Below are 23631 nucleotides of genomic sequence, written 5' to 3'. Positions count from 1 at the left end.
ATTTTGGTGAAACTCGATTTTACGGCACAATAAACTGCTATTCTGGTTAGCTTGCCGATAGCTAATTGTTCGGCCAAGTGTAGGGAAAGTGTCACTACAATTTGAAAAATAAAGAAGTAAACTATCATTAAAAAATGATAAATTTGCAGTATGGCAAAAGCAGACTATATCATATCGTTAATAAAATCGCATTACAGCAATGAACCTGAAAGGTTTACCACCATTGCTTTGCAAATAGCTGCTCACGAAGCCAAACTTGGGCATACACTTGTTGCCAATGAAATTAAATCCATTATTGACAAAGCAAAGGAAACGAAATACAAAACAAAAACTTTTGCCCCCGAATTACAAGGATTGATACTTGAAAATGTACCTGCAGTTAATTTATCGGATATCATTGCATCGGAAGATATAAAATCCAAAATCGTTCGGATTGTTACAGAATTTGTTCAAAGGGATAAGCTTAGAAAACATGACTTGGAAAACAGAAGAAAGATTTTGCTCTCAGGCCCTCCGGGAACTGGAAAAACTTTAACTGCTTCCATTCTTGCTAATGAATTGAACCTACCTTTATACACCATCTTAATGGATAAGATGGTTACGAAGTACATGGGCGAAACCAGTGCAAAACTACGTCAGGTTTTCGATTTAATTGAGCAAAGACAGGGCGTGTACTTGTTTGATGAGTTTGATGCCATTGGCGGGGAACGAAGCAGGGATAACGATGTAGGCGAAATGCGCAGGGTTTTAAATTCCTTCCTCCAATTTATTGAACGGGATAATTCTGATAGCCTGATTATTGCCATTACCAACAACAAGGCTTTGTTAGACCAGGCTCTTTTTCGTAGGTTTGATGATGTAATCCTGTATCATTTGCCCGATGGGGATGAAAAATTGGCTTTATTGAAAAACAGGCTATCACAATTTTCAAAAAAACTAAAATTTAATGACCTTCTTTCAAATATAAACGGATTAAGCCATGCCGAAATATCGCTTGCATGTATTGATGCTATTAAAGAAACGGTCTTGAATGAAAAGCTGCAAATGAATAATCAACTTATTTTAAAAGCAATCAAAGACCGCAATGCAGCATATCATAAATAATTTTAGTACATGGCAGAATCATATAAACACATTTTTATAAAAGGAAATGTAAACCGTGAAAAATACAAAGCCCCATCATCAATGGGTGGACAGCCACGTATTCCTGTTCGTGACCGGGAATCTCAAAGCCAAAAGCTGTTAAGACAATTTGATGCCATTTGGCAGACCAAAGCACAACTACAACAACAGCGTGAGGCAGAACAAATCGCCACAAGGGAAGGGACTTATATTTCTTTTACCAGTGCAGCTGACCACGATTTAATTACTAAAAGTTTGGAAGACCTTCGAAAAGGAATCCGCTTACTGAATATTAAAGAGATTCCTGTTGGGGAAAATCAAACACAGATAAGGGCAACAGTATATGTCCCAAACGGAAAAGAAGGGCATTTCATTTCAAAAATCAAAAAATACCAACAGGAGGAAACTGCTAAAGGAGAACCTAAAAACGCTTCATTAGTCAATAGTATTGAAGATGTAAGCATTGCTTTGTTAGAAGGTTTGTGGACAGACAACCTGCAACTGATTCCTGCTGATAATTCTAAATGGTGTGAAGTATGGTTGAACGTTAATACAAAAGAAAACCTTGAACAGGAACAAATTGCACAATTTCTCACAACACTCGAAACGATTGGTATTGAGGTTAAACACAACAGTATCATTTTTCCTGAAAGAGCTGTTTTGCTTATAAATGCAAACCGGCAAAACCTTATTGAACTAATGCTTCAAAGCGATTTGCTTGCAGAGTTCAGGGCAGGACAAGAACCCGCAGGATTTTGGGTAAATGAAAGTTCCAAAGAACAACAAAATTGGGTTGAAGATTTACTTCAACGAATTGAAATAGTTGATTCAAATATAAAAATATGCTTGCTGGATAGTGGAGAAATAATGGACATCAGTTGTTGGAGCCCTTAATTAATGATGCAAACACCTTAACAGTCGATAATTCTTGGGGTACAAATGACCATTCACCCATGAGAGGGGGACATGGCACTTTAATGGCCGGAATAGCGGGTTATGGGAAACTTGAAGGTGCTTTAATGACCGGAAATATTGTTTCACTCACACATAAGTTGTGTTCCGTGAAAATTTTACCACGTCCTAATCAGGAAGAAACACCAAAGGAACTTTGGGGTGATGTTATAGCACAAGGAATTGCAAGGGCTGAAATCCAAAATCCCGATATGGTTTTGGTCTATTGTATGTCAGTAACATCAACAGAAGATACTGACAAAGGACGGCCTTCTTCATGGTCAGGGGCTATGGATAATTTAGTATTTGGTGAAGGTGAAAATCAGCGACTTATAATAATTTCTGCAGGTAATATTCGTGATGAAGAATCTTGGAGAAATTATCCTGATTCAAACTTTACTTCTTCTGTTCAAAATCCGGCTCAATCATGGAATGCAATAGTTGCAGGGGCATACACTGAAAAAACTCTGGTAAATGATGATAATTATCGGAAATATACACCTGTTGCCAACGAAGGTGAATTGTCTCCATACAGTTCAACATCTTTAGCCTGGGAGAAAAAGTGGCCTGTAAAACCCGATGTGGTATTTGAAGGTGGCAATTTACTGAAAGCTCCTGACGACAATGTTACTCCACATGATGATTTAGAATTGCTATCAACTTCAAAATCATTCAATATTAAACCATTTGACACAATTAATGCTACAAGTGCGGCAGCAGCTCAGGCTTCTTGGTTCGCTGCAAAAATTGCATATGAATATCCCGATGCATGGGCGGAAACCATTAGAGGCTTGATGGTTCATTAGCCAATTGGAATCCCGCAATGCTCAACCAAATGAATGTACAACAAGGCAACAGAACTAGTTTTAGGAACTTATTGAAAGTTTTTGGTTTTGGAGTACCTCAATTAGACCGTGCTTTATATAGTCAGGAAAGTGCTTTTACTTTTATTGCCCAGGAAACTATTCAGCCTTTTAATTACAAAGAAGGAAGCAGTCAGGCAGAAACAAACGAAATTCACTTTTTCAATCTTCCTTGGCCAGCCGACTTATTGTTGGGGATGGGGCAAATGCCTGTAAAATTGCGAATTACCCTATCTTATTTTATTGAGCCAGGTGCTGGTGAAATAGGTTGGAAAGATAAGTACCGTTATCAATCTCATGGATTACGCTTTGATTTAAATAATGTCGGTGAAAGAGAAGATGATTTCAGAAGACGGGTAAATATTGCTGCAAGAGAAGAAAACGAAGAAGTAGCAGGTAATGCTGGTAGCAACAGATGGTCAATTGGAACAAATAGTCGCAGTAACGGTTCCATTCATTCTGATTTTTGGGATGGTACAGCAGCAGATTTAGCAACCTGTAACCACATTGCAGTTTATCCTGTTATTGGCTGGTGGCGTGAAAGAAAACATTTAGGGAAAGTTGAAAATAGAACACGATATTCATTAATTATCTCACTTGACACACCAGCACAAGATGTTCAATTATACACAACTGTTAAAAATATAATTGAAGTGCCGATAGAAATTAAGACTACATAATAACATAAATTCTGAGGAAAATCATGATAAAGCAATGACTTTCAGGAGTGTATGACAAAATATCAGGCGATACACGGTATATTAAATATTTGGCAGAAAGTGCTAATTTTAAGGGCGGTACATTTAATTAACATAGCAACGGTTTGACAGAAATCGCTTTAAAATGCCAAACGTTTCATATACCCATCCGTTAAAATTAATATCATGTTTGTTAATTGGGAGAGATTAAGTAACTCTTACAATTTAATTTGTAAAATATGATGTAGATGCGAAAACTTTTAGATTTTAGACAGATAGCTTAGTTTAGAAAGATAGTAAGATTGATATTATCTATCGGTATAAATACCTTATCCCGCATTACGGGACTTCGCTTTGATCTGCATTTAATAGTCTAGGAATCTTCAAAGCAGATTGATTTTATTTTAAACAGTCACAACACTTCTTGATTTTCATGGCTCCTTTTGTTCTAATACTGTTAATGGAATTCAGTATCAGGTAGAGTTGTTTATGCATCAGTCTCAATTATTCAAGCGACTGATTAAACTACCTGATGTTGCAGGCTGATTAAGTATGGGATGAAATGATTTTATGTTTTTTCAATAAAAAGTAACGTAAAAATACGACATCATTAAAATATGTCGTATTTTTACGTCATTAAACCATTCAGATATGGCACAAGCAAAAAAAGAGCTATTTGATGTTGAACTTCAGGACGCTGCCGTTATTTTTAAAAGCCTTGGTCATCCTGCGAGGTTGGCAATATTGAGGTACTTGGCTGCAACTCAGACCTGCATCACCGGTGACATCTCGGATGTGCTGCCATTAAGCCGCACCACAGTGGCACAGCACCTCACGCAATTAAAAGAGGCCGGCCTGATTAAGGGCGAGGTTGCCGGAGCACGTGTAAATTATTGCATCAACAACGATAAAATAGAGTTGCTCAAGCAGTTTGCTTCACCATTTTTTGAGTCATTGTGTTGTAATGGTGGTTCCGATTGCCAAACAGATGGGCATTCAGATTCTTGTAGAATAAATAAGTTTAACCTATAAACAAAAGAAAAAATGAAAGTATTGATTTTATGTACCGGAAACAGTTGTCGCAGCCAAATGGCACACGGCTTTTTACAGTCGTTTGATTCGAGATTGAATGTGTGCAGCGCTGGAACCGAGGCGTCAGGTCGTCTCAATTCCACAGCTGTGCAAGTAATGAAGGAAATAGGGCTTGACATAAGCCACCACACTTCCGATTCGGTTGATAAGTATCTGAAGGATGAGTGGGACTATGTAATTACTGTATGTGGAGGTGCCAACGAATCATGTCCTGCTTTTATGGGAAAAGTGAAGCACCGTTTGCATTTTGGGTTTGACGACCCTTCGCATGTACAGGGCACTCAGGAGTATATCATGAGCGAATTTTACCGTGTGCGCGATGAAATCAAAGCCAAATTTGAGAGTTTCTACAATGAGACTTTAAAGCCGCAATTATGACCCAGTCAAGCGACATTAAGCGCAAAGTGATTGAAAAATACGGGCTTATTGCCAAAGGAGGTTCATCTTGCTGTGGCGATGGCGGGCTTGAGTTTTCAATGATTGGTGAGGATTACAAATTTGTGAAGGGGCATGTGGCTGAGGCCGATCTGGGTCTTGGCTGTGGTGTGCCTACGCAGTTTGCCAACATCCGGGAGGGCGATCACGTACTCGATTTGGGCTCAGGAGCCGGGAACGATTGCTTCGTGGCGCGAAGCCTCACCGGTGCCAGTGGCCGTGTGGTTGGCATCGATTTCACAGAGTCGATGATTGAGAAAGCCAGACTGAACAATTCAAAATTGGGGTTCTCCAATGTGGAGTTTGTTCAAGGCGACATTGAATCTATGCCCTTGACGGATTCGATGTTTGATGTGGTTATCAGCAATTGTGTGCTGAATCTGGTACCCGATAAGCGAAAGGCCTATGCTGAGATTATGCGTGTTCTGAAGCCAGGCGCTCATTTCTGCGTGTCGGATGTGGTGTTTGTAGGCGAACTGCCTGCAAAACTCAGGGAGTCAGCCGAAATGTACGTGGGATGCGTAGCAGGTGCCTTAGCCCGTGATTCATACATGCAAATTATTGATGAGACAGGCTTCTCAGATGTAATTGTTCATAAGGAGCGATTGATTGAGATTCCTAAACAGATTCTGGAGCACTATCTGAATCAGGACGAGTTGGCTGATCTTGTGGCGTCCGGTGTCGGAATATACAGCCTCACCGTTTCGGGAATTAAACACAAGCAGATTTAAGACAATTGGACCGTCCTTCTGGTGGTCTCTATTCTATTATCATTTAAAAATTAAGTATGTCATCAACAAAGAAAATCGCATTTTTCGAGAAATATCTAACCCTTTGGGTGGCACTGTGTATCATTGGCGGTGTGATTATAGGTCTTTTGGTGGGCGATGCCATTGAAGTGATGAGCAGCTGGGAAGTTGCAAGGGTAAACATCCCCGTGGCCATTTTAATTTGGCTCATGATTTATCCCATGATGCTGCAGGTTGATTTCTCCAGCGTAAAAAAGGTGGGACAGAAACCCAAAGGGGTTATCCTGACCCTCGTTGTTAACTGGCTCATTAAGCCTTTTACCATGGCATTTTTTGCATGGGTGTTTTTTTCCAAGCTTTATGGTGCTTTTATCTCTCCTGAACTGGCTGGCGAATACATTGCCGGAGCCATTATTCTGGGTGCAGCGCCATGTACTGCCATGGTTTTTGTGTGGAGCTACCTGACCGATGGAGATCCAAATTACACACTTGTGCAGGTGTCGGTTAATGACTTAATTATATTGGTCGCTTTTGTGCCTATCGTTGGTCTGCTATTGGGTATTACCAATATCACCATACCGTATGATACCTTAGTGGCAAGTGTGGTAATATTTGTGGTGGTGCCTTTGGTTGCAGGAGTAATTACGCAACGAATATTGATAAAGTCGCGTGGGCAGGAGTGGTTTAAGAATGTGTTTTTGCATCGTCTGCGTCCGGTGAGCATCATTGCATTGCTGATCACATTGCTTCTGCTGTTTGCCTTTCAAGGACAAAACATCATTAACAATCCGTTGATTATTCTTTTGGCAGCTGTACCGTTGGTTATCCAAACCTATTTCATCTTTTTTGTGGCATGGTATGGCGGCAAAAAACTCAAACTGCCCCATGCAGTATGCTCTCCGGCGGCCATGATTGGTGCCAGTAACTTTTTTGAATTGGCTGTGGCAGTAGCTATTGCGTTGTTTGGGTTGCATTCGCCGGCTGCATTGGTAACTGTTGTGGGCGTATTGGTAGAAGTACCTGTAATGTTGTCGTTGGTGTGGTTTGCCAATCGAAACAAATATTGATTTTTGTTGACAATTCATAAAGTTTCGCAATAATTACATGCCGGCGATTATAATTAATAATTTTGCCGGCATGTCAATTAATGTGTTCAATAAGTATATAAATCCATCACGCTTTCCATTTTTCTATGGATATCTGGTGATGGTGGTTGGTACCATTGGTGTTTGGGCCAGTCTTCCCGGGCAGACGGTGGGTGTCTCAATATTTACTGAGCCGGTAAAAGAGGCGGTAGGTTTAAGTCGCAATCAGTTTAGTGCAGCTTACATGATTGGTACAATTATGAGCTCACTGCTTATAAGTGCTGCCGGCCGCTGGTTTGATCGATTTGGAGCTCGCAAAGTGGCTGCAATGGCTGCTGTAGTGCTTGCTTTTGCGCTTTTCATGGCCTCTCTGTCTGATGTGCTTGTGTCCACCATCCAGCGTTTTATCTCTTTCTATCATTGGATTGTCCCTTTTGTTTTTATGGCTGTGATATTCTTTTTGTTTCGGTTTTCGGGACAAGGGGTGCTCACCATGTCATCGCGTAACATGGTGATGAAGTGGTTTGAGCGCTTTCGCGGTCGGGTAAATGCTTTTAGTGCCTTGAGCATTTCGTTGGGTTTTTCCATCGCTCCGGTGCTTATCGATAAGTTAATTCAATCTTTTGGTTGGTCAGGAGCATGGCAGTTTATGGGTTTGGCACTACTGGTGATGTTTTTTATTATAATCCTGTTTTTTAGAGATAGTCCGGAGGCACATGGTCTGCTACCCGATGGGCAGCCTCCCAAAGGTGACTGTAAGGCGGTTGAAGGTCGTGTAATGCGAAGCTTTGAGCCAGGCGAGGCTTTTCGTACCCGGGCTTTCTGGATGTATGCCCTGATGCTTTCTTTTAACTCCTTTTTTATTACAGGATTTACCTTTCATGTGGTGTCGATTTTTGAGACATCCGGATTTCCCAGGTCAGAGGCCATTTCCATATTTATTCCGATAGCGGCAGTATCTGTTTCGTTCAGTTTATTTTTCAATTTTATCTCTGACTGGCTCCAGCTGAAAATAATTTTGTATGTGATGATTGTTGGTGGCTTTTTGGCCGTTGGTGGTTTAATGGGGCTTACATTGGGTTGGGGCTTATACCTTGTGGTGGCCGGATTGGGTATTATGGGAGGACTATTTTCGGTGCTTAATGCGGTGGCCTGGCCGCGACTTTTTGGTCGCAAATACATAGGCACCATATCCGGCAAAGCCATGTCATTCATCGTTTTTGCCAGTGCACTAGCGCCAATGGTTTTCAGCTTGTCGTTCACATGGCTGGGTTCGTATGTGTGGGTGGCTTGGCTCAGTTTTTGTTTTATGCTTTTTGTGGCCATTGCTTCAGTGAAGGCCAACAATCCAAGATTAACATAGAGAATCAATATCTGTTGTGATTGGGATATTGACATTTGGTTGAGACGATATGGTAGCCAAACCTTATATGCTAAAGCATCGTATCAACCCATCGTACAACTTCATATTATTTTGACATTATGATTAGAAGGTTTTTGGTTTTAGTGGGATTGGTTGCAGGGATGAACCTTTATGCCCAAAAACAAGTGGATGCCGACGAAATGTTGCGGTTGGTAAATGAAGCCCGAAGTGCCGATTGCATGTGTGGCGATGATTCAATGAAAGCGGCCGGGCCTTTGATTTGGGATGCGGCTCTTACGCGTGCAGCACAAAAACATGCCAACGACATGATGCGAAAGAATTTTTTCAGTCACACAGGTTCAGATAAATCGTCTGTGAGTCAGCGGGTTGATCGCGAGCGTTTTAAGTGGCGTGCTGTTGGTGAAAACCTGGCGCTGGGCTTTAACGATGAGGCCTCCGCAGTGGAGGGTTGGATGGGAAGCCCCGGCCATTGTAAAAACATCATGAATCCTGAATTTACCCGCATTGGGGTGGCCGTGAGCCGCGATGGAAAGTACTGGGTGCAGGTGTTCGGAACCCACATGGAGGATTAACTACAGACATTCAGGCAGATGATTTCGTTGATTGGCTTTTTGCTTTATGTTGAAAGCCAATCAATAGCTTTTAGAGTAATCAATCCCGAGACCACATAGCGCATTGTTTTGCCTACAAGCATCCATACCGCTGTTTTAGCAGGATTGGCTTTAATGAGTCCCAACGCCACTGCCAGTGGGTCGCCAATGCCGGGCAGCCAGGTGAAAAAGGCAATCCAACCCTCTTTCCCGGCAATGCGTTTGTGTATTTTCGCAATTTTTTCTGCCTTGATGCGCAGATATTTTTCTATCCATTCCCATTTGCCAATCCATCCAATCCAAAAGGAGGACATGCCCCCCATCCAGTTGCCTATTGATGCCACAGACAGACTTAGATAAGGATCATATCCGGCCACCAGCATGGCTGCATAAACGGCTTCGGAACTAAATGGAAGCACTGTCGCAGCCAAAAAGCAAGTGGTGAACAGCGCGAGATATCCTAATTCTGTATACATGCTACAAAAGTAATCAATCAACCTGTTAATGAACAATCGGGTGCCTGTATAAGTTTCATTGCTAATAGCGATTTAATTACAGCCTATCATGCGATTGACTACTTTTCATATACCCGGAATGGATTGTCCTTCGGAGGAGCATATCATACGACTCAAGCTTGAGGGACGATTTGGAATTGAGCTGCTTAGATTTAATCTGAAGTCCCGTTGTTTGGACGTGTACCACCGTGATTTAAATGAAAAAGTGATTTTAGGCGAGTTGGATGCCTTAAATATGGGTGCAGTCATGTTTCGAACCATGGAAGTGAATGAGGTGAAAGAAACAACGAACCAACACCGCGAAAGAAGCGTGTTGTGGATAGTGCTTGCAATTAATTTGCTCTTCTTTGCCGGTGAAATGTTGTTTGGGTTGATTTCAGGTTCAATGGGTCTGGTGGCCGACTCACTGGATATGCTTGCCGACTCATTTGTATATGCTTTGGCTTTGATGGCCGTTGGAGCAGCTCTTCGCACCAAAAAGCGCGTGGCAAAAATAAGCGGTTATCTTCAACTGCTTCTTGCTCTTATTGGTTTTGGCGAGGTGATACGCAGGTTTATTGGAGCCGAAATCATACCTGACTTTAGGATTATGATGATGGTGTCGGCCCTGGCTCTTGTGGCCAATGTGATTTGTCTTGCTCTTTTGCATCGGGTTAATAGCAAGGATGTACACATGCAGGCATCCATGATTTTTACGTCCAATGACATAGCGATTAATCTGGGGGTGATTGTGGCAGGTGCGCTGGTTTGGTTTCTCGAAACCCCAATACCCGACCTGATTGTTGGCAGCATCGTTTTTCTGATTGTAATGCGGGGCGCCTGGCGCATTTTGGCCTTGGCCCGATGAGGAATGTATAGGGTTTTGTTGATTTAAAATCACTCGGCTTTGATTCAAAAATGTTTGGCAAATGGTATATTTGCTTTTATACAAAACCAATTACTGACATGAATCGTTTTCTCAATTTTTTTGTATCTGCAATTCTCTTCTCAACCATATTTTTATCGTTAAATGCACAGGGCGATTTTTGGCATATCACCTCACGCGACTCATTTAGAACCGACAGGGAAGATGCGCTTCTGTTTTCTGTTGAGAGCTCGCATTTTTTTCTTAATAACGAGTATTTTGGCAATATGGTTGAGGGTTATACACTCCCGGGTCATATTTTTGAGCCATCTATAACCTATTATGCCGGCAGCCGCTTGAGATTTAAGGGAGGAGCCAGCATGGTTAAATTCTACGGGGATAATGAACAGTTGAAGGTGCGTCCGGTTTTGTCAGCACGGTTACGATTCACGGATGAGTTGGACTTGATATTGGGAACCCTTAACGGGAATAACAACCACCGTTTACCCGATGCGATGTATCATTTTGAGAGGGAAGTTTTTCGTCCGGTAGAAAATGGCCTGCAGGTAAAATACAACTCAGAGAAATTATGGGTAGATACATGGATAAACTGGCAACAGTATATTCGCAGTGGAGATACGATACCGGAAGTGTTCACGGCAGGCTTAAGCCTCAGACGAAATCTATTGAATAGCACCAAAGGATGGTCAGTGGTAGCACCTTTGGCATTTTTAGCATGGCACGAAGGCGGCCAAATAAGCAATTATTTATCCCCTTCGCACTCTCCGGTGAATTTGGCAGCCGGTCTGGAAATCGATAAAGTATTACCTGGGAAAATCAATCGCATCGGTTGGTTTGGCAATGCCATGTATTATCGAGACTTGAAAGATTCCAATTTGAGCGGACTGCATAAAGGTCATGGTTTTTACACTGGCGTTACTGCTGCATCCACACACAGCAAATTGCTCGTGTCATACTGGAGTGCCCGCAATTTTGTAGCTCCTTTGGGCAATCCTATGTACGGCTCTGCTTCAGTCATCGATGGCAGCAAAGCGGTTTTTAACAGCAGGCAAATGATGGTAGGCAAATATCAGTGGCAAAAAACCTTCTCACCACATATCGGTTTCTCATTCCTTTTTGAAGGTTTTTATGATGTGTCTGAAGGATGGTTTGACTATGGTATGGGGGTGATGCTTCGGTTTAGTCCTGAATTTTTCATTGCACGTCTTCCAATGGCTCAGTGGTAAGAAATCGCCAGTGGATTCCTGCCCAGTGCTCTCCGGCATAATTAATACCAACGCGAGGCAATGTAGTATAGCCAGATGTGACATTGTGCGTTTGCCATTGTAGCCACAATCTGTTTGAATCGTTAAGATTCTCACCATAAAAGCTTTTATCGAGTTGCAGCGCTTTACCCACACGCCCCGGACCCTTTATCTGCTGCGTGCCCCGAATAAGAATGGCCTGAGGATGATCGTTGGGGCCGGTGGTGATATTTAACAGCCAGTACATGCCGTATATCAGATACACGTAAACCCGCCCCCCTTGTAAGTACATCACATTGGTGCGTGGCGAGCGTCCTTTGCTTGCATGGCAGGCGAGATCCTCTTCACCGCGGTATATCTCTACTTCGGTGATGTCGAGCACAAGTGTTTCGCCACTCTCAAAATGGCGTACAAGCTGCATTTTGAGCATTTCAGGAGCCACAATAAGGGCATCCTGATGAAAAAAGTCCTCATTCACACGGCCTGTGCACTGCATCAATAATCTATTTTATCGCTTTTATCAGACCAGGCACGGAAGGTATTCAGAGCCTCCTCACTAAGCAGAGGTTGCATTAATATGCTGCGATTTGCCATGGGCATGCTTAACTCACGGTAAATAAAATCGTCATCGAAACCAATAGATGCAGCGTCTTCTCTGTTGTTGCCATAATACACATGCGGTATGCGCGCCCAATATATGGCGCCAAGGCACATGGGGCATGGCTCGCAGGATGTATAAAGCACACAGTTGCTTAAATTAAACGTGTTTAATTCGCGTGATGCTGCACGTATGGCCAACACTTCGGCATGGGCTGTTGGATCATTGTGATTGGTAACCTGATTAGCACCCTTCCCAACAACTTTTCCATCTTTAACTACCACTGCACCAAAAGGGCCACCTCCGTTTCTTATGTTTTCGTCGGCCATTTCAATGGCCATGCGCATAAAGTCAGAATGGTTATCCATATCTTATGATTTCATCTGTTTGCAAAAGAGCCTAAAAATGCAAAAAAAATATGGATCGGCAAAAAACGGCATCTTATCGGAGAAGTTAGGTTGTCTCACTTCAAAAATCAGGTGGCGCGTTGCGATTGAGCCGTCAAAAAGCGCCAAAGGTTGCCGGAGTGCCATACACCAAATGAACATAAATTATATGGAGAAAGGTTTTCACCTTACACTCATCGATATGGAGAATATAAAAATGTAACTTTGCAATGATGAGAGTTTTAACGAATGAAGCTGTCGCAGGGATTGCTGAAACTGCGTTTTTGGGTTGCAAAAGCATGAGTTTGGTTGCTGGGCAGATGACTTATCGGTGAAACTTATTTGATGCTCCATACTATTGGTTCCTGTTACTGCTATATATGGCGAAACAGCGAATAACTTTTCCCGCGAACATCGTGGATGAAGATTTCAAAAAAGGGTCTATTTTTATTGATGATTAAACCAATCATCTTATGAAGAAGATTGAAACGAAATTTGGTAAAGAGTTTATTCACACCATACCGTGGATGGAGTTTATCTTAAAATTGCAGAAATGAAAATACGTACACAATTAACCATATTATTTACCATCATAACGGCCACTATTTTAGTAATATTTGCCTCTATAATCTATATTTCAGCGAAGCAAAACAGGGAGAAGGAGTTCTTTTCGCTTTTAAAGAAAGAGGCTATTACTAAAGCCAATCTCTATTTTAATGCTAAAGTGGAGGTTAAAGTCCTGCAAGACATCTATCGAAGTAACAGGGAAATACTTAACGAAGTAGAGGTTGCCATATACGATACCGGTTTTAATTTGCTTTACCATGATGCCGTAGATATCGATATTGTAAAAGAGACCCATGAAATGATAACCAATATCTACCAAAATAAAGAGATGGCATTTTTTCAGGATGATTGGCAGGTCATTGGTCTGCGCTATGAATTTCAAAATGAAGTGTACATTTTAACAGCCGCGGCGTTTGATCAATATGGGCATAATAAACTTAACAACTTGCAGAAAAATATCATCATTGTTTTTATCGTCTCAATTTTATTCATCGGCATTGCAGGTTTGTTCTTTTCAAAAAAAGCATTTTATCCTGTAAAAGAGATGATTGAAAAGGTGAAGCGCATATCGGCCACAAACCTTGATTTACGGCTTGCTCCCAAAGGAAGTAAAGATGAACTGTCCGAGTTGGCAAACACATTCAATGCTATGCTTGAGCGGCTTGAAAATTCGTTTGATTCACAAAAACACTTTGTTTCCAATATTTCACATGAACTCAGAACACCTCTTGCTGCAATTATTACAGAACTTGAACTGGCAGTAAACAATAATCGAAGTGTTGAAGCGTATAAATCAGCATTAAGAAAAACCTTATCGGACGCAAAAAAACTGGTGCGTCTTTCCAATAATTTGCTCGATCTTGCCAAAGCCAGTTACGACTCGTCCGAAATATCATTTAAACAAACGCGCATTGATGAAGCACTATTGGATGCCATGCAGCAAGTGCAACAAGCGAATCCCAATTTTAAAATTGACATTCACTTTGAGAATGATTTTGAGAATGATCATCAAATTTCAGTCAAAGGGAATGAATATCTTCTGAAGGTGGCATTTGCAAATCTGTTTGAAAACGGATGTAAGTTTTCAGCAGATAAAAGCTGTATGGTCTCTATTTCATCGCCTCAACCCGATACCGGGAATCTAAAATCCGCAACGCATGACCCTGCATATATCACGCTTAAGTTCATAGACAAAGGTATTGGCATTGCCCAGAGCGACCTTAAAAATATCTTCACGCCGTTTTATCGTGGCGAGAATAAGAAGTATACTGATGGTAACGGCATAGGGCTCGCTCTCACACAAAAAATCATTTTACTGCACCGGGGAACAATATCAGTATCTTCAAAACAGGATGAAGGTACCACCTTCCATATCCAATTGCCGCACGCCTAAATCGACTCTAATAAAATTCTAATTTTTTCTAATACGTCTCTAACAGCTCCCATGCGGGGGCTGTTTTAATTTTGTGGCGTTGAATTTAAAATTAAACCCAATGGATGCAGGTCCTGATAGGATAACAGGCAGTTTAATCTTCTAACCGGCACAGTGCTTTTGGCTGTGCATAGCTGATTGGTGAATTGCACAAACCGAAAGAGAAATGACCTTATTAGACTTTAGATCACGGCTTTTATGGGCTCTTCTACTTGGGGCAGCCATTGGCCTTGAACGCCAGTGGCGACAAAAAAGTGCCGGTTTGCTGCCTTATTTATCAAAGAAGGTTCGTGAAGATGTTATCAAACTTAGCAGCTATCCGCCCGAAACTGCCGGTGGCATCATGGGTACCGATTTTGCCACGGTTCATAAAGGCATGACGTGTACCGAGGCCATCAATAAAGTGCGGAGTGACTCACCATCAAAAAAACCATCTATTACGTGTATGTGGTGGATGACAAGCAGCTTATGCAGGGGATTTATTACGCTTAAGGATCTGATAATTGCCAATCCGCATACTTTGGTGGGCATTGTTACACATGATGAAGCCATTGAAGTAATTAGGGCTGAGCATACTGAGGATCTTGAGAAGTTCATGGGTATGATACCCGGGAAAGGCCTGATGGATTACAGCAGAACTCCTGTGTGGCAGCACTTTAAGAAAAGAGTTGTCTGGATTGCGAGTCTTGTTGTTGTGGGTTTAATATCGGGCATAAGAATAGCAATGCTGATGTTTTTTTAACGAAACAGTCAAAAATAAATAGTAATCAACATTAAAAATTTAAGGTTATGATACTGAAATCTAATAATTCAATAGCCGGTCGCAACCGCATAATCATCATTGGATTGGCGACAATGATACTGTTGGCAGTATTGTTGATACCGCAGTTGCGACGCCAAATTATAGGCGATGAGGCTGTTCCGCAATATATAAAATTGGAGGGTTCTATTTTTATTCCTGAAACGTCTCCGTTACGAGAGAATATTGAAACAGGCGCAGCACTAACTAATATAATCAGGACAGAGGTTTCGGCTCCTGCAACTGTGGCGGCAAAACCATCTATGCGTGCAAACATCTTTCCACCTGCGGGGGGGCGTATAGTACAACTGTTTATCAATATGGGTCAGAACGTTAGAACAGGTCAGGCTTTGTTTGAAATATTTTCACCCGAAATAGCCGAAGTACAAACTGAATTTATCAGCGCCCGCAGTGCTTTGTTGCAGGCCGAAAGAGAATTACGACGAAAAGAGGATTTGCACAAGAAAGGAATTGCCCCTTTGCGAGAGCTTGAAGAAGTAAGTACAGTACATGAAATAGCCCAGAGCGAGATGGAAGGTGCCTTGCTGAAATTAAAAATTATGGGTATTGATGAGGATAAAATTGGTAAACCCCTTGTGGTTCGTTCACCAATCAATGGCAGAGTGGTTAATTTAAATGTTGCTCCTGGCGAATTTATTGCAGAACCTGAAGAGCCGCTTATGATTATTGCCGATTTAAGTAAAGTATGGGTTACTGCCAACATTCAGGAAAAAGACATCCGATTTGTAAAGCCCGATAGCGATGTTTACGCATCATTCGCGGCTTATCCGGGTGAAGAATATGAGGGGAAAGTACTGTTTGTCAACGATATTTTAGATGAAGATACACGAACAACCCGTGTTGTTATTGAATTTGATAATGTTGACATGAAGTTAAAGCCCGGCATGTTTGCTTCGGTAAGATTGCTGTCGGAACCGGCACCCCGGATTGTGATTGACCAAAAAGCTGTACTGCAACGCAGAGAATATAACTATGTGTACGTGCAGAATGAACCCTTCACCTTTGAAAAGAGAAAGGTGATTACGGGTGACTTGATTGATGGGAAAATAGTTATTCTTGAAGGGCTTGCCGAAAATGAAATTGTTGTAAATAAGAATGCTGTTATGTTGCCATAGTATTGAATCAGAAACTTGCATAACCGTAAAAACAGGAAAACATGACAATAGAAAAATTTATACGATTTTGCCTTTCCCGCAGGGGGATTATGGCGGCTTTATTCGTAATGCTTGGCTTCTTTGGGTATTATTCATTCACCAAACTTGAAATCGATGCCTACCCCGATATTGCGGATGTTACTTCAATGGTAATTACACAGTATCCAGGCCACGCTGCCGAAACCATTGAGGAGCAAATAACCATACCCATTGAGAGGGCACTTAACGGCATGCCGGGATTGTTGGTGATGCGTTCAAAAAGCACCTTCGGGCTCTCCATGATAACCCTTGTGTTTGCCGATGGCATGGACGATTATTTTGCACGTCAGCTTATTCGTGAACGCCTGCTTGATGCAGAATTACCCGAAGGAGCAAATCCTGAACTGGAACCATTGACAAGTCCGACAGGCGAAATTTTCCGCTATACTATACACTCAGATATATACAGTCAGCGCGAATTAAGAGAGCTTCAGGATTGGGTAATCATCCCAAAATTGCGGGAAGTTTTCGGTGTGGCCGAAGTTGTAACACACGGTGGCGAAACCACCCAGTTTCAATGCGAACTGGATCCTGAAAAACTTCAAAAGTATGGACTCTCCCTCGAAGAAGTTATCGAAGCGGTAGAAATAAACAACTCAAATGCAGGTGGAGGCCGCGTGGTCAGGGGCGATTTGGCTTATGTGATAAGAGGTATCGGTCTGGTGCGTTCGCTCGATGATTTGGGCAAAGTGGTTGTTAGCTCGGTAAATGGAACTCCCATATTTTTACGTGATTTGGGAGAATTGAAGTTAGGTGCCATGGAGCGCAACGGCATGCTTGGGCGCGACCATGAAGATGATCTGGTGCAAGGTATCGTCGTACTCCTTCGGCACCAGGATCCATCACCCGTTTTGGCTAACGTGAACCAAAAAGTGGAGGAGTTAAACACCAAAATTTTACCCGAGGGCGTTTGGATTGATCCTTACTACGATCGCACCGAGCTTATTCAGCAAACCACCCGGTCGGTATCGCTGACGTTGCTGCAAGGCATTGCATTGGTGGTATTAATTCTGCTACTGTTTATGGGAAGCGTGAAGGCTGCATTTATTGTGGCAAGCGCAATTCCATTTGCCATGCTGGTTTCGTTTGCGCTCATGTATCTTACAGAGATTCCGGCAAACCTTCTTTCACTGGGGGCGCTTAGTTTTGGTATTCTGGTTGATGCCGCCATAGTTATTGTGGAGTCGTTGCAGGCCCGAAGGGAGAAAAACCCCAACGAAGTTTTCACCGAAGAGCGGGTGGCCGAGAGCACCATTAGAGTTGGAAAACCCATCTTTTTTTCTGTCCTCATCATTATCGCGGCGCATCTGCCACTGTTTGCTTTTGAAAGGATTGAAGCAAAGTTTTTTATCCCAATGGCCTATACCGTAGCATACGCTTTGGGCGGAGCGCTGCTTTTCTCATTGGCGGTAATACCCGCTCTTATGCTTTGGTCCTATAAAAAACCCTCAAAGGTTTTTGTAAACAAACCAATGGAATGGCTAAAAAACAGATACAGCCGGTTTATGTCGTTTTTGCTCAACGCTCCTAAATATGCCATTGTACCGGCAATCATTGCTGTGTTGCTCACCGGCTTCGTGTTCACCAAAATAGGCAAAGAGTTTTTACCCTACATCGATGAGGGCTCAATATGGTTACAGGTGAAGATGCCTTCCGGCATATCTCTGGAGAAGGCAACAGAAATGGCGGCTGAACTCAGAAGTGTAGCACGCGAATTCCCCGAAGTGAAGCACATAGTTACCCAGTTGGGCAGAAACGACGATGGTACCGACCCTTTTACCCCTTCTCACATCGAGTCGATGGTGGTTTTGCATCCTTACAATACATGGAAACCAAAGCGCAGCAAGCTGGAGCTGATTGATGAGATGGACAAACGGTTTCAACAAATCTCAGGCATGGTAGTCGGCTTTTCTCAACCCATGATAGATGGTGTAAACGACAAAGTAGCAGGAGCACATAGTGAATTGGTGGTGAAGGTATTTGGTGAAGATTTTGTTGAGACCCGGCGAATAGCCGAAGATATTATGGCCGTGCTCGAAACGGTTGAAGGCGCCGTTGACCTGGCAATCGACCAGGAGCCTCCGTTGCCACAGATGCAAATTGAGATCGACAGAGATGCCGCAGCCCGGTTTGGTATCAATGTTTCTCAAATATCGCAACTGATAGAAGTAGGTATCGGCGGTCTTGCCGTTTCTGAAATATTTCTCGGACAACGCAGGTATGACGTTATTCTTCGGTATCCCGAAAATGTGAGAAATACCCCCGCGAAAATTGGTAATCTCTTGCTCACAACGCCCGAAGGTGCGTCTGTTGCACTCTCGCAAGTGGCTGACATAAGATTAACTACCGGTGAAAGCACCATTTCACGTGAAATGAACCAGCGGCACACTACGGTAAAACTTAACATACGCGGACGCGACTTTTCGCACTTTTACAAAGAGGCGCAGGCAACCATCGAAGAAAATGTTCAGTTCGACAAAGATTTATACACGCTAAAGTGGGGTGGATTATTCGAAAATAAAGAACGAGCCGAAGGCCGTGCACTCATTATTTTAGCAATGGTGCTGGGCATTATTTTCCTTTTGCTGTATGCTGAATTTGGAACAGTAAGACATCCATCAATCATTTTGGCTTCATTGCCTCTGGCAATTCTGGGCGGTTTACTTGCCCTTCAGTTCAGAGGTATGACAGTTAATGTGGCAAGCATCGTTGGTTTTATTGCTTTATCGGGTCTTGCAGTGCAAAACGGGGTCATTTTAATTTCAAACATCAACAGGTTAAGCAAAAAGGAAAATAGCAGTTTAAAGGATGCGGTTTTAAATGGCTCGGTACAGCGCCTCAGACCTGTATTAATAACCGCTATGACGACGTTATTTGGTGTGTTGCCGGCAGCTTATGCTATTGGCGTTGGCAGCGATATTCAACGCCCACTCACCACAGTGGTTATGGGAGGATTAATTTCTGCTACCATACTTACAATGATTGTGCTTCCGGTGATATACTTCCTTGTTGAAAAGAAATTGAACCAAAAAAATATCTAGAAAATGAAACCAATTAAAATAATAGTAGCATTTCTGACAACCATCTGTTTTACAGCATACCCGCAGAGCCACGACAGAAATGTGCAGGAGATTGACTTCAAGACATTTCTGGAACTTACGCTGAGCAATAATTTTGATTATCTCATCGAAAAATTTGAGGTGTCGATAGCCGATGCTGCATTGCAAGCGTCAAAAGTTTTTCAGAATCCGGAGCTGGAAATCATACTGCCCCGTTTTGTGGATGAAGAGTTTGCAGACATGCCGCGTAACATCGCTTTTGAAATGGAAATCCCTGTCGAATTATTTGGGAAGCGCAAAAACCGTATCCGCCAGGCTCGTGCCGAAAAATTTGCTGCCGAAGCCAATTTAGAGGGCTTTCTGCACGAACTAAGAATGGACGTGGCAACTGTATTCACAAGTGCCATTGCGAAACAATTGGTGATTGACCGCATGAATACGACGCTTCAACAGCTTAATCAGTTGATACAAATCAATCAAACCCTTTTCGAAGCCGGTGAAATAGGCGAAATTGAGGTGTTGCAGACAAGATTAGAAGCCCGCAATTTTGAAACCGAGCTCTTTGGCGAGCAAGAAGAGATGGCTGAAATAATGGCAGATTTCTATTATCTTATCGGAGGTATTCCCGCCAAATCTATTGTTTTCACCGGTAATATTGAAGCAATTTACCCGGTCAAAAATTACAATGAGTTGAAAGAGCATGCCTTAATTCATAGCGACCATATTCTTGCTGCTAAATTTGAGGAAAAAGCCGCTTTTTATAATATGAAACTTGCTCGCTCAGAAAGATATCCCGATATAGCCATTATTGCCGGTTACCACAACGACGAAGCCATTAGGCCAGCGCCCGGTTTGCGCTACTCCTATGTAGGAGTGAGAATTCCTTTGCAGTTTTCAGGACTCAACAGAGGAGCCTACCGTCAAGGTTTGTATCAATATGAGCAATCCAAGCTCGCATTTCAATCGGCTACTTTTCAGGTCGAAAATGAATTAAGAACGGCGTGGGAGTTACACCGTATTATGTTGCAAAAGCGCACCCTTTTTAGTGAAGAGATACTAAAAGATTCTGAACGAGTAAGAGAGGCCATTTTATACAGCTATCAGCGAGGAGAAGCATCGCTGCTCGAACTTATTGAGGCTCAAAGAACAAGCAACGAAACATTTCTGAACTATTACAACACTCTGGCCAATTACAAGCTGTCACTAATAGAGTTATCCAGATCAGCTTATCTATGGATGCTTGATATGTAACCACAACACCCATTTTAGCGCCGGAAGTGCTGACAGATTCATGTCCGGTTTTGTGAGAGGCTAAGGACAAAGTTCCTTGGCCTGCTCTTCATTGTGTTAAGTCTGCGAACTTGACTTGAGTAGTGTCTCAGGCCTCACTTTCATCATTTAAAAGAATAAACCCCATGCCCGATTTGGTGTGAATCAGTTTTGTATCAAAGCCTTTGTCTATTTTCTTTCTCAGATAATTGATATACACATCGATGAAATTGGTGCCGGTGTCAAAATGGGTTTCCCACACTTTTTCGGCAATTTCGGTTCTTGAGAGAACCCGTTCAGAGTTGCGCATCATAAACTCAAGCAATTTAAACTCTTTTGGGGTGAGATGAATGCTTTGATTATTTCGAACAACCGTTTTGGTGTTGAGATTTAGTTCAAGGTCTGAATATATTAGTGTTGAGGCGGTGTTGCTGTTAAGGTTGGCATATCGGTTTAAAAGCACCTTTACCCTGGCCAGAAGTTCTCGCATCTCAAAGGGTTTCACAAGGTAGTCATCTGCACCTGCATCAAATCCTTCAACTTTGTCGTCGGTGGTACCAAGGGCTGTGAGCATGATAATTGGCAGAGAGGATTTTTGTCGTCTGATTTCTTTACACACCTCCAAACCATCCTTTTTTGGTAATATGATATCTGTAATTACAAGTTTATAATCGTTATTAAGAGCCAATTTTTGACCCATTTGTCCATCATAAGCCACATCGGCCTCGTAGCCATTCTCGTGCAATGCCCGCAGGAGTAGTGAAGCCAGTCGGTTGTCGTCTTCAATTATTAGAATCTTCATTGTGTTGAGACTTGATATCAGTAGGGCAATTTACATTTTTCCTTATTGTTTGAAAAACTGTGTGCGATTTTCAGGTTTTAAACAGATATTATTGTTGCATTTCAGGTACTTTTGTGATAGAACTATTCCTAACCACTCATTGTCATGAAGCATCTCTTTTTTTACTTATGCGCACTTTGCCTATGCAGCGCGCTGTCGGCTCAGCCTGATTCCATCGTGCAAATTAATTCTGATCTTCGACTTATTCACATTACCGACTCAATTTTTGTACATGAATCTTTGGATGAGGATTTGGTTTGGGGGCGTTATACATCCAATGGTCTTATAATAATCCGTAAAGGTGAAGCCATTATGGTTGATACACCTACTAATAACCAAAAGACCCGTCAGTTGGTTGAATTTATTCAGCAGGAGTGGGATGTTCGGCTATCGCGGCTTATAATTGGGCATTTCCATGCCGATTGTATGGGAGGGTTGGAATACATTCAAAGCATCGGTGTTGAATCCATATCCGGAAATCTCACCATCGGCAAGTGTAAAGAACTAAATTTGCCGATGCCGGACAGATCTTTTTCTCACCAGATGGTGATTCCTTTTCATGATACCGAAGTAATTTGTTATTATTTGGGTGGCGGGCATACAATTGACAACATCATAGTGTGGCTTCCTATGGAGAAATTGCTTTTTGGAGGATGCTTGATAAAGTCATTGGAATCAAGAGGTTTGGGAAACCTCTCCGACGCTGTTCCGCTGCTTTGGAAAGAAACTGTGGAGAATGTGATACGTCACTGCCCTAATGTACAATGGGTGATTCCAGGTCATGGGCAGCCCGGAGGCCCCGAACTGCTGACCCATACCATCGACCTTGTTGATGCGTTTTTTCTGTCTGAATGACACGATTTCTAATGTCAAATTTTAATGCCTGTGAAAATCAATTTAAACAATCGGATATTTCGAGCACTCTCAAATTCCCCGAATGGCGAAGTGTCAGACAGCACACTTTTTTATTACAAACAATCCGACGATTTAATAACTGCTGAATATAAAGGCGGAGAAATTGTGATGGGAACCATTGTTGGCAAAATAGTTAACAACAACCATCTTGAATTTGAATACCGTCACACCAATGTAAATGGTGAAATTAGAACTGGTGTGTGTCGGTCGTATCCCGAAATCGTAGATTCAGGGAAAGTAATACTAAAGGAGTATTGGCAATGGACGTGTGCAGATTGCAGCAAAGGAGAATCTACATTAATAGAATTATAGATGAACGTATTGGTAGTTTATTGCCATCCGAGTAAAGAGTCGTTTACTTACAGGATTTTCGAGAGTTTCTTAAAAGGATTAAGCACAGCCAATCATTCCGTGGTTGTATCTGATTTATACAGTATGAATTTTCAGACCGACATGAGTTTGGAGGAGTATAACAGAGAAGGTTTTGCCTGCATTGAAAAGCCTTTGTCCGATGACGTGTGTATAGAACAGCAAAAGATTCAACAGGCAGACTCAATCGTCTTTATCTATCCGGTATGGTGGAGTGATTGTCCGGCAAAACTCAAAGGGTGGTTCGATCGTGTCTATTCGGTTGGCTTCGCGTATGGCTACGATGCCCAAGGCCATAAGCAGATTAAAATGAAAAGGCAGAAACTCGGTCTTGTCCTCTGTACAGCCGGCCATTCAAATGAATTCTTGCTGCAAACCGGAATAGCAGAAAGTATGCGAAAAGTAATGATTGATGACAGGCTGGGACCCCGCTTTGAAAGCAAACAGATGCATCTTTTTGGTGGAACCATAAATGTTAATGAGGTAATGGATCAACATATTCACAAAGCCTATGAGATTGGTGCTAATTTGGACGGCTTAATAAATGGCATAGATTAAAATCGCTAACGATTATTGATGCCTTGCAATA

General features: G+C 42.2%; 25 protein-coding genes. 21 read left to right on the top strand and 4 right to left on the bottom strand.

What is annotated here, in order from left to right; genetic code table 11:
• Window positions 1-228: 228 nt before the first annotated feature.
• From ALKIM_RS0107575 to ALKIM_RS17945, 10 genes are all read left to right on the top strand, one after another.
• Window positions 229-1104, top strand: a complete 876-nt coding sequence (locus ALKIM_RS0107575) for an AAA family ATPase (protein ID WP_235714393.1) — start codon at window positions 229-231, stop codon at window positions 1102-1104.
• 9 nt (window positions 1105-1113) lie between these two features.
• The gene (locus tag ALKIM_RS19225) at window positions 1114-2016 is read left to right on the top strand and encodes a hypothetical protein (protein WP_026474106.1); all 903 of its coding nucleotides are present in this window, start codon (window positions 1114-1116) and stop codon (window positions 2014-2016) included.
• The gene (locus tag ALKIM_RS19220) at window positions 2001-2879 is read left to right on the top strand and encodes a S8 family peptidase (protein ID WP_084555833.1); all 879 of its coding nucleotides are present in this window, start codon (window positions 2001-2003) and stop codon (window positions 2877-2879) included. The genes ALKIM_RS19225 and ALKIM_RS19220 overlap by 16 nt, the downstream gene beginning before the upstream one ends.
• 17 nt (window positions 2880-2896) lie before the next feature.
• The gene (locus tag ALKIM_RS19215; RefSeq protein ID WP_026474104.1) at window positions 2897-3616 is read left to right on the top strand and encodes a hypothetical protein; all 720 of its coding nucleotides are present in this window, start codon (window positions 2897-2899) and stop codon (window positions 3614-3616) included.
• Window positions 3617-4285: 669 nt separating this feature from the next.
• Window positions 4286-4666: an ArsR/SmtB family transcription factor gene (locus ALKIM_RS17950; protein ID WP_044117805.1), complete on the top strand. Its 381-nt coding sequence runs from the start codon at window positions 4286-4288 to the stop codon at window positions 4664-4666.
• Between the two features lie 12 nt (window positions 4667-4678).
• Window positions 4679-5104 (top strand): arsenate reductase ArsC, encoded by a 426-nt coding sequence (locus ALKIM_RS0107550; RefSeq protein ID WP_026474103.1) that lies wholly within the window; start codon window positions 4679-4681, stop codon window positions 5102-5104.
• Window positions 5101-5892, top strand: a complete 792-nt coding sequence (arsM, locus tag ALKIM_RS0107545) for an arsenite methyltransferase (protein WP_026474102.1) — start codon at window positions 5101-5103, stop codon at window positions 5890-5892. Before ALKIM_RS0107550 ends, arsM begins: the two co-directional genes overlap by 4 nt.
• A 56-nt stretch (window positions 5893-5948) precedes the next feature.
• Window positions 5949-6977, top strand: coding sequence for an ACR3 family arsenite efflux transporter (gene arsB / locus ALKIM_RS0107540; protein ID WP_026474101.1), 1029 nt, complete (start codon window positions 5949-5951; stop codon window positions 6975-6977).
• Window positions 6978-7047: 70 nt separating this feature from the next.
• Window positions 7048-8358 (top strand): MFS transporter, encoded by a 1311-nt coding sequence (locus ALKIM_RS0107535; protein ID WP_026474100.1) that lies wholly within the window; start codon window positions 7048-7050, stop codon window positions 8356-8358.
• A gap of 119 nt (window positions 8359-8477) precedes the next feature.
• Complete coding sequence (locus tag ALKIM_RS17945) at window positions 8478-8951, top strand: CAP domain-containing protein (RefSeq protein ID WP_052345471.1); 474 nt, start codon at window positions 8478-8480, stop codon at window positions 8949-8951.
• Between the two features lie 44 nt (window positions 8952-8995).
• On the opposite strand, the gene ALKIM_RS0107525 is transcribed toward ALKIM_RS17945, so the two are convergent.
• Window positions 8996-9445: a YqaA family protein gene (locus tag ALKIM_RS0107525; RefSeq protein WP_044117804.1), complete on the bottom strand. Its 450-nt coding sequence runs from the start codon at window positions 9443-9445 to the stop codon at window positions 8996-8998.
• 88 nt (window positions 9446-9533) lie between these two features.
• On the opposite strand from ALKIM_RS0107525, the gene ALKIM_RS0107520 reads away from it, so the two are divergent.
• Together ALKIM_RS0107520 and ALKIM_RS0107515 are read left to right on the top strand one after the other, a co-directional pair.
• Window positions 9534-10331 carry a cation transporter gene (locus ALKIM_RS0107520; protein ID WP_026474098.1) on the top strand — a complete coding sequence of 266 codons (798 nt, stop codon included), beginning with the start codon at window positions 9534-9536 and terminating at the stop codon, window positions 10329-10331.
• A 98-nt stretch (window positions 10332-10429) separates the two neighbouring features.
• Entirely contained in the window at window positions 10430-11575 is a 1146-nt protein-coding gene (locus ALKIM_RS0107515; protein WP_157363830.1) for a hypothetical protein, read from the top strand.
• Here the strand turns inward: ALKIM_RS0107515 and ALKIM_RS0107510 are convergent.
• Window positions 11544-12089 carry a DNA-3-methyladenine glycosylase gene (locus ALKIM_RS0107510; protein WP_044117803.1) on the bottom strand — a complete coding sequence of 182 codons (546 nt, stop codon included), beginning with the start codon at window positions 12087-12089 and terminating at the stop codon, window positions 11544-11546. The genes ALKIM_RS0107515 and ALKIM_RS0107510 overlap by 32 nt on opposite strands.
• The gene (locus ALKIM_RS0107505; RefSeq protein ID WP_026474095.1) at window positions 12089-12559 is read right to left on the bottom strand and encodes a nucleoside deaminase; all 471 of its coding nucleotides are present in this window, start codon (window positions 12557-12559) and stop codon (window positions 12089-12091) included. Before ALKIM_RS0107505 ends, ALKIM_RS0107510 begins: the two co-directional genes overlap by 1 nt.
• Window positions 12560-12596: 37 nt before the next feature.
• Here ALKIM_RS0107505 and ALKIM_RS0107500 point away from each other — a divergent pair, with 37 nt between their 5' ends.
• The 6 genes from ALKIM_RS0107500 (at window position 12597) to ALKIM_RS0107470 (ending at window position 20899) form a co-directional block, all read left to right on the top strand.
• On the top strand, window positions 12597-12800 hold the full coding sequence (locus ALKIM_RS0107500) for a hypothetical protein (protein ID WP_026474094.1): 204 nt from the start codon (window positions 12597-12599) through the stop codon (window positions 12798-12800).
• A 330-nt stretch (window positions 12801-13130) separates the two neighbouring features.
• On the top strand, window positions 13131-14537 hold the full coding sequence (locus ALKIM_RS0107490) for a HAMP domain-containing sensor histidine kinase (protein ID WP_026474093.1): 1407 nt from the start codon (window positions 13131-13133) through the stop codon (window positions 14535-14537).
• A 205-nt stretch (window positions 14538-14742) separates the two neighbouring features.
• Window positions 14743-15318: a magnesium transporter gene (locus tag ALKIM_RS20110; protein ID WP_026474092.1), complete on the top strand. Its 576-nt coding sequence runs from the start codon at window positions 14743-14745 to the stop codon at window positions 15316-15318.
• 47 nt (window positions 15319-15365) lie between these two features.
• Window positions 15366-16511, top strand: coding sequence for an efflux RND transporter periplasmic adaptor subunit (locus ALKIM_RS0107480; RefSeq protein WP_052345470.1), 1146 nt, complete (start codon window positions 15366-15368; stop codon window positions 16509-16511).
• 41 nt (window positions 16512-16552) lie between these two features.
• Window positions 16553-19630, top strand: a complete 3078-nt coding sequence (locus ALKIM_RS0107475) for an efflux RND transporter permease subunit (RefSeq protein ID WP_044117802.1) — start codon at window positions 16553-16555, stop codon at window positions 19628-19630.
• Window positions 19631-19633: 3 nt separating this feature from the next.
• Window positions 19634-20899, top strand: coding sequence for a TolC family protein (locus ALKIM_RS0107470; protein ID WP_026474089.1), 1266 nt, complete (start codon window positions 19634-19636; stop codon window positions 20897-20899).
• 127 nt (window positions 20900-21026) lie between these two features.
• Here the strand turns inward: ALKIM_RS0107470 and ALKIM_RS0107465 are convergent, their stop codons facing one another.
• On the bottom strand, window positions 21027-21719 hold the full coding sequence (locus ALKIM_RS0107465) for a response regulator transcription factor (protein ID WP_026474088.1): 693 nt from the start codon (window positions 21717-21719) through the stop codon (window positions 21027-21029).
• A gap of 144 nt (window positions 21720-21863) precedes the next feature.
• On the opposite strand from ALKIM_RS0107465, the gene bla reads away from it, so the two are divergent.
• Genes bla through ALKIM_RS0107450 form a run of 3 tightly spaced genes read left to right on the top strand, consistent with a single transcriptional unit; the run spans window position 21864 to window position 23600 of the window.
• Window positions 21864-22613 (top strand): subclass B1 metallo-beta-lactamase, encoded by a 750-nt coding sequence (bla, locus tag ALKIM_RS17935; protein ID WP_044117801.1) that lies wholly within the window; start codon window positions 21864-21866, stop codon window positions 22611-22613.
• Window positions 22614-22643: 30 nt separating this feature from the next.
• Window positions 22644-22985, top strand: a complete 342-nt coding sequence (locus tag ALKIM_RS0107455; RefSeq protein ID WP_026474087.1) for a hypothetical protein — start codon at window positions 22644-22646, stop codon at window positions 22983-22985.
• A complete protein-coding gene (locus tag ALKIM_RS0107450; RefSeq protein ID WP_026474086.1) occupies window positions 22986-23600 on the top strand; it encodes an NAD(P)H-dependent oxidoreductase in 615 nt (204 codons plus the stop codon).
• The last annotated feature ends 31 nt before the right edge of the window (window positions 23601-23631 follow it).

The sequence above is a fragment of the Alkaliflexus imshenetskii DSM 15055 genome, assembly GCF_000517065.1.
GTDB classification, from domain to species: Bacteria; Bacteroidota; Bacteroidia; order Bacteroidales; family Marinilabiliaceae; genus Alkaliflexus; species Alkaliflexus imshenetskii.
Note: the sequence above shows the minus strand (reverse complement) of the source record. Positions and strands in the feature narration are given on the sequence as shown.